The following is a 14,118-nucleotide window of genomic DNA, read 5'->3' on the forward strand; positions in this document are numbered from 1 at the left end:
TCCGAGATCCTGGAATCACCACGATGCAGGGAGTGTTGAGGTGTCCATGAGCCCATCTATTTTGCTCACCCGCCCCGGCGCGGTCGCGGCCACCGGCCCCGACGACGGGGTGGCCGCTCACTATGGGCACCCGGTCACCGAGCAGCGTGCCCTGGAGCGTGGCATCGGCGTGGTCGACCTCCCCCTCGTCGCCGTGACGGTGACTGGCCCGGATCGGCTCACGTGGCTGAACACCCTCTCCTCCCAAGTGATCACCGACCTGGTGCCCGGCGGCAGCACCGAACTGCTGCTGCTCGACCCGAACGGGCGCATCGAGCACGCGGCCGCCGTGCTCGACGACGGTGAGAGCGCCTGGCTGATCACCGAGCGCCAGGCCGCTGAGCCGCTGGCGGCCTTCCTCGACTCGATGCGCTTCATGCTCCGCGTGGAGGTGGCGCAGCAGCCGGACACCGCCGTGCTCGGCACCAGCGCCGCCGGCCCGGACCTGCGCGGCCTCGCCCCCGAGGGCAGCCGCCCGGCACTGACCTGGACCGACCCGTGGCCGGACACCGCCCCCGGATCCACCCGGTACGGCCACCCCGATGCCGACCACCCGGGCACGCAGTGGCGCGCCCGGCTCACCCTCGTGCAGCGGGACCACCTGACCGAGGTGGTCACCGCGGCCGAGGCCGCCGGGGCTCGACTCGCGGGCGCCTGGGCGTGGGAAGCGATGCGGGTTTCCGCGTGGCGGCCCCGGCTGGCACGCGAAGTGGACGAGCGTACGATCCCGCACGAGCTCGACTGGCTGCGCACCGCCGTCCACCTGGAAAAGGGCTGTTACCGCGGCCAGGAGACCATCGCTCGGGTGTTCAACATGGGACGCCCGCCACGGCGCCTGGTGCTGCTGCACCTGGACGGCAGCGAGCACGTCACCCCCGAGCCCGGGGAAGAGGTGCACTCCGGTGAGCGCGTCGTCGGCCGGGTGACCTCCGTGGTGCGCCACCACGAGCTCGGCCCGGTCGCGCTCGCGATGGTGAAGCGGAACCTGGCGGCAGATGCCCCACTCACCGTCGCCGGGATCGCCGCCGCCCAGGAGATCGTCGTCAGCCCCGACGGCATGGGGACCGGCCGCCCCGAGCCGTCGCAGGGACCGGCACTGCGCCGCCGCACCCTCTAGCGATCCAGGTCGGGGGCCACGCGCCTGGCCGACCACTAGGCTCAGCCAGGTGACCACACGCCCGGCCGGAGGGGCCCCACCGCCCCGCGGAGTGCGTGCGGCGCGGTTGCTGCTCTCCGGGCGGGTGCGGCGTGGCTGGCGCAGGCTGCGCGGTGACGCCTGGCCGATCCTCACCGGTGCGCTTGCCGCGGGCGTCGCGTACGGCATCGCCTACTGGTTGGTCGGGCACGAGATCCCGGTGTTCGCCGCGATCGCAGCCTGGATCTCCCTCGGCTTCAGCGCCGATCGGCACCCGCGCAAGGTCGCCGAACTGGCCCTCGGCGTCACGGTTGGCGTGGCTCTCGGGGAGCTCGTGGGTGCCCTGATCGGCTCCGGACCAGTGCAGATCGCGGTGGTGCTCGCGATGGCGGTGGCAATCGCCCGCCTCATCGACGGTGCCGCGATGTTCGCCATGCAGGCTGGGGTGCAGGCGGTGGTCGTGGTGGCACTGCCAGCCACTCTCGGCGGCGACGGCGTGGGCCGATGGCTGGACGCCTTGATCGGTGGGGCGGTGGCGCTGCTGGTGGCCGCACTGCTCCCGGTGGACGTGCGCCGCCGGGTCCGGGTGCTGGCCTCGTCCGGTCTCACCGAAATCGCGCTCACCCTCGCCGACGTGGCCCGTGGCATGCGCGAGGGCGACGAAGAGATCGTCGACGACGCCCTGACCAGGGCCCGGGGCTCCCAAGGGGTGATCGACGAGTGGAGCTCTCTGGTTCAGGGCGCGCTCGCGGCCACCCGGTTCACCCCGTCCCGGCTCAAGCACGACGGCGAGCTGCTCCGCCTGCAACGCGCAGCCACCCTGTGCGACCGGGCGATGCGCAACACCCGAGTGATCGCCCGCCGCGCCTGGTCCGCGACTCAGGGCAAGACCAGCCAGGAGCGGGTCAGCCGCCTGGTGCAGCGCCTCTCCGAGTCCGCCGACGACCTCGCCGCCGCCCTGGGCTCCGACTCCGACCCGAGCGGACTGCGCCGCCAGCTCCTCGATGTGGCGGGCGAGCTCGACCCGCCCTCGTTCACCGGCTGGCCGGCGCAGACGCTGGTGGTGCTGATGCGCTCGCTCGTGGTGGACCTGCTCCAGCTCACCGGGATGTCGGGTGAGCAGGCACGCAGGGAGCTGGCCGCGGTGGATGCCCGGGATGAGGGGGACACCGATTCGCCTACGCTGCTCGGGTGAGCCAGTTCGCCTCGGACAACTACGCCGCCATGCACCCGGAGGTGCTCAGCGCCCTCGCGAACCTGCCGGCCGAACCGGCCGGCGCCTACGGCGCCGATCCCACGACGGCGTCCCTCACCGAGGTGGTCCGCGGCACCTTCGGTGAGCAGGCCCAGGTGTACCCGGTGCTCACCGGCACCGGCGCGAACGTGGTGGCACTCTCGGCGATGCTGCCCCGCTGGGGTGCGGTGATCGCCACCGAGCACGCGCACCTGCACACCGATGAGAACGGGGCGCCGGAGCGGGTCGGCGGGATCAAGGTGCTACCTGTGGCAGCCCCGGACGCCCGGCTCACCGCCGACGCCGTGCGCGCCTGTGCCGGCGACCTCGGCGACATCCACCGTGCCCAGCCGCTGGCGGTCTCCCTCACCCAGGCCACCGAGCTCGGCACCGTCTACACCCCGGACCAGGTCCGCTCGGTGGCCGAGGCGGCCCACGCCGTCGGGATAGCCGTGCACCTGGACGGGGCACGGCTGGCGAACGCGGCCGCCTCATTGGGGTGCTCCCTGCGCGCGATCACCACGGATGTGGGGGTAGACGTGCTCTCCTTCGGCGGCACCAAGAACGGTGCGGCGATCGCGGAGTCGGTGATCGTGCTGAACCCCGAGGCGGTCCACGGGATGGAGTTCGTGCGCAAGGCAGCCATGCAGCTGGCATCCAAGCAGCGCTACATCTCGGCCCAGCTGTTGGCACTCCTGACGGACCCGGCGGGAGCAGGGGAGCCGCTCTGGTGGCGCAACGCCCGGCATGCGAACGCGATGGCGAGACGCCTGCGGGAGGCGATGGTCGCCGTCGGGCAGGTGCGGCTGACCCAGCCCACCGAGGCGAACGTGGTCTTCGCCGAGGTGTCGCGGCGCCTGGCCGAGCGACTGCGCAATGAGCACGGCCAGCACTTCTACGACTGGGCCCCCGGTGATCGGCCGGACCGGGTGGAGGTGCGGTGGATGTGTTCGTGGGACACCCGGCCGGCTGATGTGGACGAGCTGGCCGCGGCGGTGGGCGCGCTCGCGTAGGCTCGTGCCGTGCAGGTGATCGGACTCATCCAGGGGTACCTCTTCCTCATTCTCGCGCTCGCCGCGTTCGCGTTGGCGCTGTGGGCGCTGATCGATGCTGCCGTGCGGCCGGCGCAGGCCTACCTGAGTGCGGACAAGCGCACCAAGGGATTCTGGCTCGCGGTGACCGGGCTGGCGACACTGCTGACGTTCCTCGCCGTCCCCAGTGGTGGGGGTGGTGGCGTGCTGTTCCTGATGCTGCTCGGTGGGGTGCCGGCCGGGGTGTACCTGGCGGATGTGCGCCCCGCGGTGCGGTCCTACGGGGGCGGGTCCGGCGGGAGCCGGTGGTGACAGCGTCCATGTTCCGGGCTCCGGCCGCCGGTGAGGTGCTGGCGTGGGTGATCCGCGGGACGCTGGTCGAATCGGTGCACGCCGGCCACCTGCTGGTGCGATCTGCTGACGGTGCCGAGGTGCTGCGCCGTGGTGACCCGGACCAGGAGATCTACGCTCGCTCCTCGCTGAAACCGTTGCAGGCCGTCGGAATGCTGCGTGCTGGGGTACGGCTGGACGACGCCCAGCTCGCCCTCGCCTGCGCCTCGCACAACGGTGAGTTGCGGCACCGGGAGGTGGCGCTGAGCATCCTCGACTCGGTGGGGCTGACCGCGGCGGACCTGGACAACACGCCCGACCTGCCGCTGGAGCCCTCCGCGGCCGCGGCCTGGCGCGCCGAGGGGAACGATGCGGCGCCGCTCACCCAGAACTGTTCCGGCAAGCACGCGGCGATGCTCTCCACCTGCGTGGCCGCCGGGTGGCCTATCGACGGCTATCGCGGCGCCGACCACCCGCTGCAACGGCACCTGGTGGAGACCGTCGCCGAGCTCACCGGTGAGCCGGTGCGGCACGTGGCGGTCGACGGGTGCGGGGCGGCGCAGCCGTCATCCACGGTGCGTGGGCTGGCGCGCGGGTTCGCCCGCCTGGCCACCGCAGCCGACGGCACCCCGGAGCACCGGGTGGCCGAGGCGATGCGTGCCGACCCGTTCCTGGTGGCCGGTACCGGCCGCGAGGACACCGAGGCGATGCGCAGCGTGCCCGGCCTGATCATCAAGGGAGGTGCCGATGGTGTGCACGCGGCCGCCCTGCCCGACGGCGCAACGGTGGCTTTCAAGGTCTCCGACGGTGCCGCTCGCCCTCGCCCGACCGTGCTGGCCGCGGGGTTGCGTCTGCTGGGGGCCGACGGGGACTGGCCCTGGGCGCAGGTGCCGGTGCTCGGTCACGGGCAGCCGGTGGGTGCCGTGCTGGCCGCGTTCGGCCCGGACGCACCGGCGGTCACCGGGGCCGGCGTGCACGGCTGATGCGCGCGGTGCTGCAGCGGGTCACCCGGGCGTCGGTGACCGTGGACGGAGCAGTGGTCGGGTCGATCGGTGCTGGTCTGGTGGCCCTGGTGGGCGTGACCCACGAGGACACACCCGCGCAGGCGGCGACGGTGGCACGCAAGATCGCCGAGTTGCGGATCCTGCGCGAAGAACGGTCGGTGACTGACGCCGGGGCAGAGGTGCTCGTGGTCAGTCAGTTCACGCTGTACGGGTCCACGAAGAAGGGACGGCGCCCGTCCTGGACCGCGGCTGCTCCCGGCCCCGTGGCCGAACCGTTGGTGGCGGCGGTGGTGGCCGACCTGCGCGAGCGGGGAATCGCGGTGGCGACGGGGGTGTTCGGCGCGGACATGGCTGTGGACCTTGCGGGTGACGGGCCGGTGACGGTGCTGGTGGAGGCGTAGCACCGCCCCGGACGACGGGGATACGTCGCGGTAGGCGCCCCTGGTGCGGACGCTGACGTATGACCGTCACTTCGGACAGTGGTGGCAGAGTAGAAGGATGCGACTCGAGGCCATCGTCGGTGACATCACCACCCAGGCGGTGGACGCCGTCGTGAATGCGGCCAACTCCAGCCTGCTCGGTGGTGGTGGTGTGGACGGGGCGATCCATCGCGCTGCCGGGCCGGAACTGCTGCAGGAGTGCCGGGCGCTGCGCGCGGGTGACCTGCCGGACGGGCTTCCGGTGGGACAGGCAGTGGCGACCGGCGCCGGCGAGCTGCCGGCCCGGTGGGTGATCCACACGGTCGGACCCAACGCGAATGCCGGGCAGACCGATCCGGCCCTGCTTGCCTCCTGCTTCATCGAAAGTCTGCGGGTGGCTGAGGAACTCAGCGCGGCATCGGTGGCGTTCCCGGCGGTGAGCGGCGGCGTCTACGGGTGGGCGATGAGCGATGTCGCCCGGATCGCCGTTCAGGCCGTGTCCGGCTTTCCGGCGCGCTCAGTGGAGCTGGTGCGGTTCGTCCTGTTCAGCAGCGACGCGAAGGCGGTTTTCGATCGGCGTGTGGACATCGCATGAACGGTTGAGGTACTGCCGGTTGAACGCTAGATGAAAGGTCGGGCACCTGTGCCCGGACCCCTTGTCGCGTAAAGAAAGACCCAATAGAGTCGGGCGAAGGTAAATCAATTCCATGGCCCAGGGTCGGGCCTCCAGGAGGTCCCGATGGGTCGACGAATGACGTCCGCGATTGCACTCGGGTGCCTGATCGGGATGGCTGGTCTCCAGCCGCTCGCTCAACCCGCAGCGGCGGAGGAGCCCGACCGTCCTGCCTACCTGGACCGCGAGCTCTTCACCGGCGAGTTCCACTCCCACACGTCGGTGAGTGACGGTGTGCACCTGCCCCCGGATGCATTCGACCATGTCGCCGCGGAGACCGAGGCGGACTTCTTTGCCGTGAGCGAGCACGACGTGATGTGGGACATCCGCAACGGTGACGACTTCATCGACGACTGGCGGGACGCGGACTCCGAGGAATGGCGGTGGGTGCACGAGCAGGCCGAGGCGTACAACGCCAGCCAGGACGACCTCGTGGCCGTACCGTCGATCGAGAACACCTGGTACGACGGCACCGGCCACATCAACGTGTTCAACACCGACTGGCACGCCACGGCTCGTGCGACGGAGCAGGGCAGCAACGACGGCTTCGGCAACAGCTTCGGCACTGGTGACCTGAAGTACGACATGTACACCTTCTTCGCCCGCCTCAAGCTGGACCCGGACGCGATCGCGCAGTTCAACCACCCCCGGTCCACGGGCAAGGGGAACTTCTTCGACTTCAACGGCCTGGACCCGGTCGTCGACGAACGCATCGAGCTCATCGAGGTCCGGGACGAGGCGCAGTTCGCCGAGTTCCAGAGCGCCCTGGACACCGGCTGGCACCTCGGACCGGTGTGGAACGGAGACGAGCACTCCGCCAACTGGGTGACCTCGAGCGAGTCGATCACCGGCATCTGGGCGAGGGAACAATCTCTGGACGGGCTGTACGCCGCCATGCAGGACCGCAGCGTCTACTCGACGCAGGACGTCAACACCGTCCTCGCTTTCGGGGCCGGAGACGCCATCATGGGCTCCGTCCTCCCGGCTGGGACGACTTCGACGACTTTCGACGTCCGTCTCACGGAACCGGACGCCGGTGAAGCGTTCACCTCGGTCCAGCTGCTCACCAACGGGGGCGAGGTCGCCCATAGTTTCGACGACGTCAGCGGGAACACCCTCGAGCTGTCCGTCGACCTCGCGCTCGCCGATGGTGACTTCTACTACGTCCGTGCCGACCAGGCTGACGGCGATTTCGTGGTCTCGGCACCGATCTGGGTGGGTGAGACAACCCGCGGGGCCAACTACGCCCCAGTGATCACCATCGCCGGGGACGTCGCGGACCATGCCGTGTACGGCCAGGAGATCGCGCTGCCTGCAGCTACCGCGACCGACGACTCGGGTGAGACACCCACGGTCAGCTTCGAGGTGTACGACGCAGCCGGTGAGGTCCCGGTGACCGACGGCTCGTTCCAGGTGCGCAGCTACGACGACCACTTCGTGGTGGTGAAGGCGGAAGACGCGACCGGGAACATCAACGCCGAACTGCTGCGGATCACGATCGACACCGAGGTGCTCGATCCAGACGGGGTGTTCCAGTACTTCGGCAGTACCGCGGCCGTGTCCGATCAGCCAGGAGGCACCGGGATCGCGGTCTCGACCGACCGGAGCATCGAGGAGGTGTACGCCCAGGTCGTCCCGGCGGGAGCGGACTGGTCGGGCGCCGAGGTGCTGACCTCGACGAACGACCGCCCGTACGAGGTGAACACGATCGGCAACGAGGAGCCGGTGTACCAGCACTCCATCACCGGGCAGACGCTGCGCAGCCACGAGTTCGGCGTGACCGGGCTGGAGCACGGCGAGCGTTATGTCTACCGGTTCGGTGTCGCAGTGGACGGCGCCGCTCCCGAGGCGAGCCACGAGTCCGCCTGGACAGAGGTCCAGGGCGAGTTCGTCGCCGCGGGCGGTCAGAACGAACCCGTCTACGTCGTCGGCGACCTGCAGGTCAACTCCCATGACACCGACGAGCTCGGACTGCTGCGTGATGTGCTCGACCGCCTGCAGACCGAGGTGCCCGGCGGCGGAACTGTGCTGCAGACCGGCGACCTGGTGGACAACGGTGGTCGTGGACAGTACTGGGACGAGGTCTTCGAGCACGTCTACGACGGGCTCGACCTCCAGGTGGCCCCGGTCGCCGGGAACCATGAGACCTACGGCGACCCCGACTACAACTCCCAGACCGCCGAGCGGACGGCGATCTTCTCGAACATGTACGACCTGCCCGAGGGTGGGGCGATCGGGGAGAGCAACTACTCGTTCGACCGCGGCGATATCCACTTCGCCGTGCTCAACTCGACCGCGGGGATCGATGCCCAGCTCGCGTGGCTGACCGAGGACATCCGTTCATCGACGCAGGACTGGAACGTGGTGGTCGGCCACTACTCCTACTACGGCGGCTACCACGCCGAGGATGCCGCGCTCGCGGCCGACCGCCCCAAGATCACCGCTGCGCTCGAGACACTGGGGGTCGACCTCTACATCGGGGCGCACGACCACGTGTACAAGCGGTCCACCATCTACGACGACCGGCTCGCCGAGACGCCTGAGGAGGAGGCCCTCGGCACCACGGTGGTGACCATGGGATCGGCCGGTCCCAAGTTCCGCGACAACGCGGAGCAGTGGTGGGACGACGTGGTCTTCGACGAAGACACGCAGATGGGCAGTGTGCTGGAGGTCACCGACGCGGGCCTGCAGATGACCGCGTACACCCTCGACGGTCGGACCGTGGACACCTTCACCGTGACCAAACCGACGGACCACTGGCAGGTCACCTCGACCGACATCGTCGATCGCCAGATGGAGGGGGTGGGACTCCTCAGTTACGCCGGAAGCCCGGACGGTCTCACCGTCGCCGCTGCGACCTATGACCGCGACCAGGAGCAGATGGTGGATCTGCGCACGGTCGACGTCGCACTGGACCACCGGGGCCGCGAGCAGTTCGTCACCTTCGACAGCCCGCTACCGGTCGAGCCCAGCGAGACGGTGCGCCTGTTCGTCTGGGACAGTCTTGCCTCCGCAGCGCCGTTGATCCCGGCGGTGACCGTGCGTGAAGGCCTGGACGGCGGTGGGACGGCAGAGGACCCGTACCTCCTCCAGAGCGCCGCCGATCTGCCGAAGATCGCCCACGACCCCGCCGGTGAGTACCTCCTCACCACCGACATCGACCTCACTGACGTGGCCATGTCCCAGCTCGGTCGCCTGGTGACGTTCACCGGGGTGTTCGACGGCGGGGGGCACACGATCAGCGGCTACACAGCGCCACCGGGGGAGGGCGTGGGCCTGTTCGCCGACAACCACGGCACGATCCGCGGCCTGGTCGTCCATGGTGAGGTGACCGCCGAGGTGACGAACGCCGGTCTCCTCGCCGATGTCAACCACGGCACGATCGAACAGGTCCGTACGGCGGGGACCTTGACCGCTTCCTCGCGTGTCGGCGGGATCGTCGGCGACCATCACGGCACCGTCGTGGACAGCTACTCCACGGCAGACGTCCGGGCCACCGGCCTGTATGCGGGCGGCACCGTCGGCATCGCCCGAAGCGGGTCGGTCACGGCGAACGTGCTGGCCACTGGCGCCGTCGTTGCCGACACCCGGAACGCGGGTGGCGTGGTGAGCTACGGCTACGAGGAGACAGCAGTCCAGCACGTCGTCTCGCTGAACTCACTGGTGTCCGCGCCGAGCTATGCGCACGCAGTGATCGGCAGGGTCGGCAGCGGGCAGGTGGCCCTGCTGGCGGACAACTACGTGAGCGCAGCCGTCCCGGTGAGTGGGGAGAGTCTGAGCGAGCCGCCTGCCGCGGACAACTGGAAGGGCGCCGTCGTGAGTGTTCCTCAGGTTCGCACCCAGGCGTTCTTCGAGGGCCTCGGCTGGGACTTCGCCACCGTGTGGGGCTGGAGCGGCGATGGTCGACGGCCGATCCTGCGTGCAGCCCCGGAGGACGTGCCACCCGTTCCGCTCCCGGACCTGCCGCAGGACGACGACGGCGCGCACATCGTCGACGACGTGGCGGACCTGGAGCAGATCGGACAGTTCCCGGAGTACGACTACGTGCTCGCCGCCGATCTCGACCTCACTGGCGCCACACCCCCGAGCGCGGGGACGGCTGCCTTCACCGGGACCTTGGATGGCGCCGGGCACACGATCAGCGGGCTGAGCTCCTCCACCGGTGGACTCTTCGGTGTCCTGGCCGGTTCCGTGCACGACCTCGCGCTCGTTGACGCAGCCATCGTGAGCGAGGAGCGGATGGTCGGCATCGTCGCCAACGAGTCGACGGCGGAGAGCCGGATCGAACGCGTCTTCACCTCCGGTTCTGTGCAGGGGGCGAGTTACGTGGCCGGGATGGTCGGCAGTCACAGTGGGCTGATCGCCGACAGCTACTCCCTCGCCGATGTCACGGCATCCGGCGGCCGCTACTCCGGCGGCATCGCGGCCGTCCCACGTGCCGGCAGCAGCATCGAACGCACCTATGCGATGGGGGCTGTCCATACGGTCGGTGACCAGTCCGCGGGCGGTATCGCGGGGTACTCCTACGCAGGCACGGTGGTGCGGGACAACCTCGCCCTCAATCCGTCGGTCACGGCGTCCGCCTATGCACAGCGCGTCGTTGCGCGCACCCGCTCGGGTGAGACCCCCACGTTGGCGAACAACTACGCGGTGGAGACCCTTGTTCCGGCGGTGCAGAGCGACGCGGCGACCGGATCGGCGACGCTGAACGGCGAGACACGATCCGTCCAGGACGCTCAGTCCCGGACGACCTGGGAGGACGACCTGAGTTGGGACTTCGACGCGGTGTGGCAGTGGAGCTCGGCCGCGCAGCGACCGATTCTGCGCTCGGCGGTCGAGGACGTGACCTCCGGCCCGACCGAGCCCGAGGGTCCGGCGCTGGAACAGGACGCCGAGGGCGTCTACCTGCTCAGTAACGCTGCCGACCTCGAGGAAGTCGCGGAATGGCCGACGGAGCGCTACCGGCTGACCGCGGACCTCGACGTGACCGGTATCGACGGCCCGCAGCTGGGCGTGATCGCACCGTTCACCGGTGACCTCGACGGTGCAGGGCACGTGCTGACGGGCTTCACCTCGGACTCCGGCGGCCTGTTCCGATCGATCGGTGCAGAGGGGGTCGTCCACGACCTCGGTATCACCGGAACGGTGACGAGCGCGTCCAGCGACGCCGGGATCCTGGTGAACGTCCACCGGGGGACGCTCGAGCGGGTGCACACCGACGGATCCGTGGCGGGCCCGTCCCGAGTGGGCGGGATCGCCGGGACGTCGTTCGGGACGATCCGCGACTCGTACTCGACGGCAGACGTGACCGCGACGGTGACCAACTACGCGGGCGGGATCATCGGCGTCGCAGACAGCCCGAGTCTGACCGAGCGGGTGCTTGCGACAGGGGTGGTCGAAGCGACGGGCACGACAGCCGGTGGCATCACCGGGTATGCACGGGACAGCGAGACCGTCGTGCGCTCGAGCGTTGCGCTCAACCCCACGGTGACGGCGGGGGCGTACGCGCAGCGGGTCGTTGCTCGTTCTGCGTCCGGTCAGACCGCGACGCTCGACGGCAACCATGCCGTGGAGACCCTGGTTGCCGCGACGCAGAGCAACACCGACCAAGGGCCGACGACGCTGAACGGACAGACCCTGACGGCAGCGGAGGTGGAATCCGCCTCCACCTGGTCCACCGCACTGGGGTGGGACCTCGAGACGGTCTGGGCCTGGGACGAAAGCGTCCAGCGTCCGGTGCTCGGCGGTGCCGCGCCGGAGACGGCCCAGGTCGTCGGTGCGCCGGTCGACACCGCTCCGATCACTGGACCGCCGGTCATGAGCGCCCGGTCCGTGGGACCAGTCGCCACTGACCGGGATCGCCCGGGCGGACCCGGACGGCAGATTGACCACGAGGCTGTCAGTGGGCAGGACGGAGTGACGACGGTGACCCTGCACGCGGGCGCCGACGCTGCCGGCGAGCAGATCGGCCTCTTCATCGTCGCGAGCCCTGCGGACGCTCGCCGACCCTCAGCTCAGGACATCGTCTTCCTCAACGAGGCCACGGCGGACGATTCAGGAGACGCCACGGTGCAGATCGCCCTACCGGCCCCGGGCCGTGGGAGCGGCTTCTGGATCGTGGCGGGCACGTCCACCGGGTCCACCCCCTATGTCGCTCGACTGGACGCCGACTGAGTTCTCGCGGCGATCCATCCGCCTGCTGGTCGGGATGGATCGCCGCTCAGATCAGCGCCCGCTCCCGTGCCCGCTGCTCGGCAAGGATCGCAGCCCCGGTCACGACCAGCCCGGCCACCGCCAGCACCGCCCCGGCCCAGGCGGGCGCCAGGTACCCGAACCCGGCGGCGATCACCGCACCGCCGATCCACGCACCCGTGGCGTTGCCGATGTTCAGGGCCGAGTGGTGCAGGGCGGCGGCCAGGGACGGTGCGTCCGGGGAGGCGTCCAGCAGCCTGGTCTGCAACGACGGGCCGAGGAACTGTGAGATCGAGGCGATCAGGAACAGCCCGACCATCCCCACCACCGGTACCTCATCCGTGAGCATCTCGGCGGTCAGTGCGAACACTGCCAGCAGCGCCGCCATGCCGATCAGTCCGAGCACTACCGTGCCCATCACGTTCCAGTCGGACAGCCGCCCGGCCACCAAGTTGCCCACCGTCATCCCGATGCCGAACACCGCCAGCGCCACGGGCACCCCTGCCATCGAGAGCCCGAACACCTCGGGCACGATCTCGCCGATGTAGCTGTAGACGGCGAACATCCCGCCGAAGCCGACCGCCCCGATGCCGAGGGCGAACCAGACCTGCCCGTGCCGGAACGCCCGGAGCTCCGACCGTGCCGAGGCGGCCACGCCAGGGCGGGGCAGCGCCGGCACCCACCGCCACACGGCCACCACCGTGACCAGCGCGGTGAGCACCACGAATCCGTAGGTGGAGCGCCACCCGACGAGCTGACCGAGGATCGTGGCCAACGGCACGCCAACCATCGTGGCGATGGTCAGCCCGAGCATCACCAGGGAGACGGCGCGGCCCCGACGGGCCGGGCCGGCCAGGGTGGCGGCGATCAGCGCCGCGACCCCGAAGTACGCCCCGTGCGGGAGCCCGGCGAGAAACCGGGCCGCGGTCATGGACGCGAAACCGGGCGCCACCGCGGACAGTGCATTTCCGAGGGCGATCGCGCATGCCAGCAGCACCAGCAGCCGTTTGCGCTCGAGCCGGGCGGCGGCCACCACGATCATCGGGGCGCCCACTACCACCCCGAGCGCGTAGGCGGAGATCAGATGGCCCGCCTCCGGCACGGTGACGGCCAAACCGACGGCGATCTGCGGGAGCAGGCCCATGCTGGCGAACTCGGTGGTGCCGATGGTGAACCCGCCGATGGCCATCGCCAGCAGCGCCAGCGACAGGCTTCTGCCGGCGAGCGGAACGGGAGATGGGGGAGGAGTTGCCGGCATGGGGTGCTTCCCGTGGATCGGGGGTGCTACCGACGCTGGGAGCCGTGGACGCCCCATCGTAGGGCGTCAGGACAGTTCGACGTCCACCCACTCCACCCCTCGGGAGACCAGCTCAGCAGAGCCACCGGTCACAGCGGCGACGCTCCCACGCAAGTGACCTACGCCGTCGGGGGTGCACGCGAGGTGCAGCCGTGCCTGCCGGTGGTAGTCGGTACCCAGCACCGTGACCCCCTGCTTCCGCAGTTCGGCCTCCACCCGGCCGGCGTCGGCGTGCGGGAGGTCCACGGTCAACAGCTCGCGGCGCTGCCGGGCCACCAGGTGTGCGGCGTCGGTGGCGGCGGTGACGGCGTCGGAGTAGGCGCGCACCAGCCCACCCGCGCCGAGCAGCACCCCGCCGAAGTATCGGCTCACCACGGCCACGCAGTCGACCAGGCCGCGTCCGGTGAGTACCTCGAGCATCGGCGCGCCGGCGGTGCCGGACGGTTCGCCGTCATCGTTGGAGCGCCGCACCTGGTCCGGCTCGCCGGCGGGGCCGAGCACGAACGCGGAGCAGTGGTGCCGGGCGCTCCAGTGCTCTTTGCGTGCCTGCTCGACGGCGTCCCTCGCCTCCTCCTCGTCGGTCACCCTGACGAGCCGGCACAGGAAGCGGGAGCGCTTCACCTCGATCTCGGCGCGCACCACAGCGCCGGGGCCACCGCGCACAGTCAGGTCAGTCACCGGTCCATCCTCTCGCTCTCTCTGCCGCTGGCGAACAGGGGCATGAACGCGGGTCCGCCACCGTTAGCCTGGATGACACACCGCCA

At 70.4% G+C, this 14,118-nt stretch carries 10 protein-coding genes; 8 read left to right on the forward strand and 2 right to left on the reverse strand.

The window, feature by feature from the left end; genetic code table 11:
- Window positions 1-46 precede the first annotated feature (46 nt).
- From ygfZ to BLU77_RS00270, 8 genes are all read left to right on the forward strand, one after another.
- A complete protein-coding gene (ygfZ, locus tag BLU77_RS00235) occupies window positions 47-1,156 on the forward strand; it encodes a CAF17-like 4Fe-4S cluster assembly/insertion protein YgfZ (RefSeq protein ID WP_089771161.1) in 1,110 nt (369 codons plus the stop codon).
- A 49-nt stretch (window positions 1,157-1,205) separates the two neighbouring features.
- The gene (locus tag BLU77_RS00240) at window positions 1,206-2,369 is read left to right on the forward strand and encodes an FUSC family protein (protein ID WP_089771162.1); all 1,164 of its coding nucleotides are present in this window, start codon (window positions 1,206-1,208) and stop codon (window positions 2,367-2,369) included.
- The gene (locus BLU77_RS00245) at window positions 2,366-3,421 is read left to right on the forward strand and encodes a threonine aldolase family protein (protein ID WP_089771163.1); all 1,056 of its coding nucleotides are present in this window, start codon (window positions 2,366-2,368) and stop codon (window positions 3,419-3,421) included. The genes BLU77_RS00240 and BLU77_RS00245 overlap by 4 nt, the downstream gene beginning before the upstream one ends.
- Before the next feature lie 9 nt (window positions 3,422-3,430).
- Window positions 3,431-3,751 (forward strand): DUF2516 family protein, encoded by a 321-nt coding sequence (locus BLU77_RS00250; protein WP_245708597.1) that lies wholly within the window; start codon window positions 3,431-3,433, stop codon window positions 3,749-3,751.
- A complete protein-coding gene (locus BLU77_RS00255; protein WP_342741428.1) occupies window positions 3,748-4,752 on the forward strand; it encodes an asparaginase in 1,005 nt (334 codons plus the stop codon). Before BLU77_RS00250 ends, BLU77_RS00255 begins: the two co-directional genes overlap by 4 nt.
- Window positions 4,752-5,174, forward strand: a complete 423-nt coding sequence (dtd, locus tag BLU77_RS00260; RefSeq protein ID WP_089771165.1) for a D-aminoacyl-tRNA deacylase — start codon at window positions 4,752-4,754, stop codon at window positions 5,172-5,174. The genes BLU77_RS00255 and dtd overlap by 1 nt, the downstream gene beginning before the upstream one ends.
- Before the next feature lie 97 nt (window positions 5,175-5,271).
- Window positions 5,272-5,787 (forward strand): O-acetyl-ADP-ribose deacetylase, encoded by a 516-nt coding sequence (locus BLU77_RS00265; RefSeq protein WP_089771166.1) that lies wholly within the window; start codon window positions 5,272-5,274, stop codon window positions 5,785-5,787.
- A 144-nt stretch (window positions 5,788-5,931) separates the two neighbouring features.
- On the forward strand, window positions 5,932-12,039 hold the full coding sequence (locus BLU77_RS00270; protein WP_089771167.1) for a metallophosphoesterase: 6,108 nt from the start codon (window positions 5,932-5,934) through the stop codon (window positions 12,037-12,039).
- 46 nt (window positions 12,040-12,085) lie between these two features.
- Here BLU77_RS00270 and BLU77_RS00275 read toward each other — a convergent pair whose 3' ends face one another.
- On the reverse strand, window positions 12,086-13,315 hold the full coding sequence (locus tag BLU77_RS00275) for an MFS transporter (protein WP_175476878.1): 1,230 nt from the start codon (window positions 13,313-13,315) through the stop codon (window positions 12,086-12,088).
- Between the two features lie 66 nt (window positions 13,316-13,381).
- On the reverse strand, window positions 13,382-14,032 hold the full coding sequence (locus BLU77_RS00280; protein WP_089771169.1) for an IMPACT family protein: 651 nt from the start codon (window positions 14,030-14,032) through the stop codon (window positions 13,382-13,384).
- Window positions 14,033-14,118: the final 86 nt, after the last annotated feature.

The sequence above is a fragment of the Ruania alba genome (assembly GCF_900105765.1).
Classification (GTDB): Bacteria; Actinomycetota; Actinomycetes; order Actinomycetales; family Beutenbergiaceae; genus Ruania; species Ruania alba.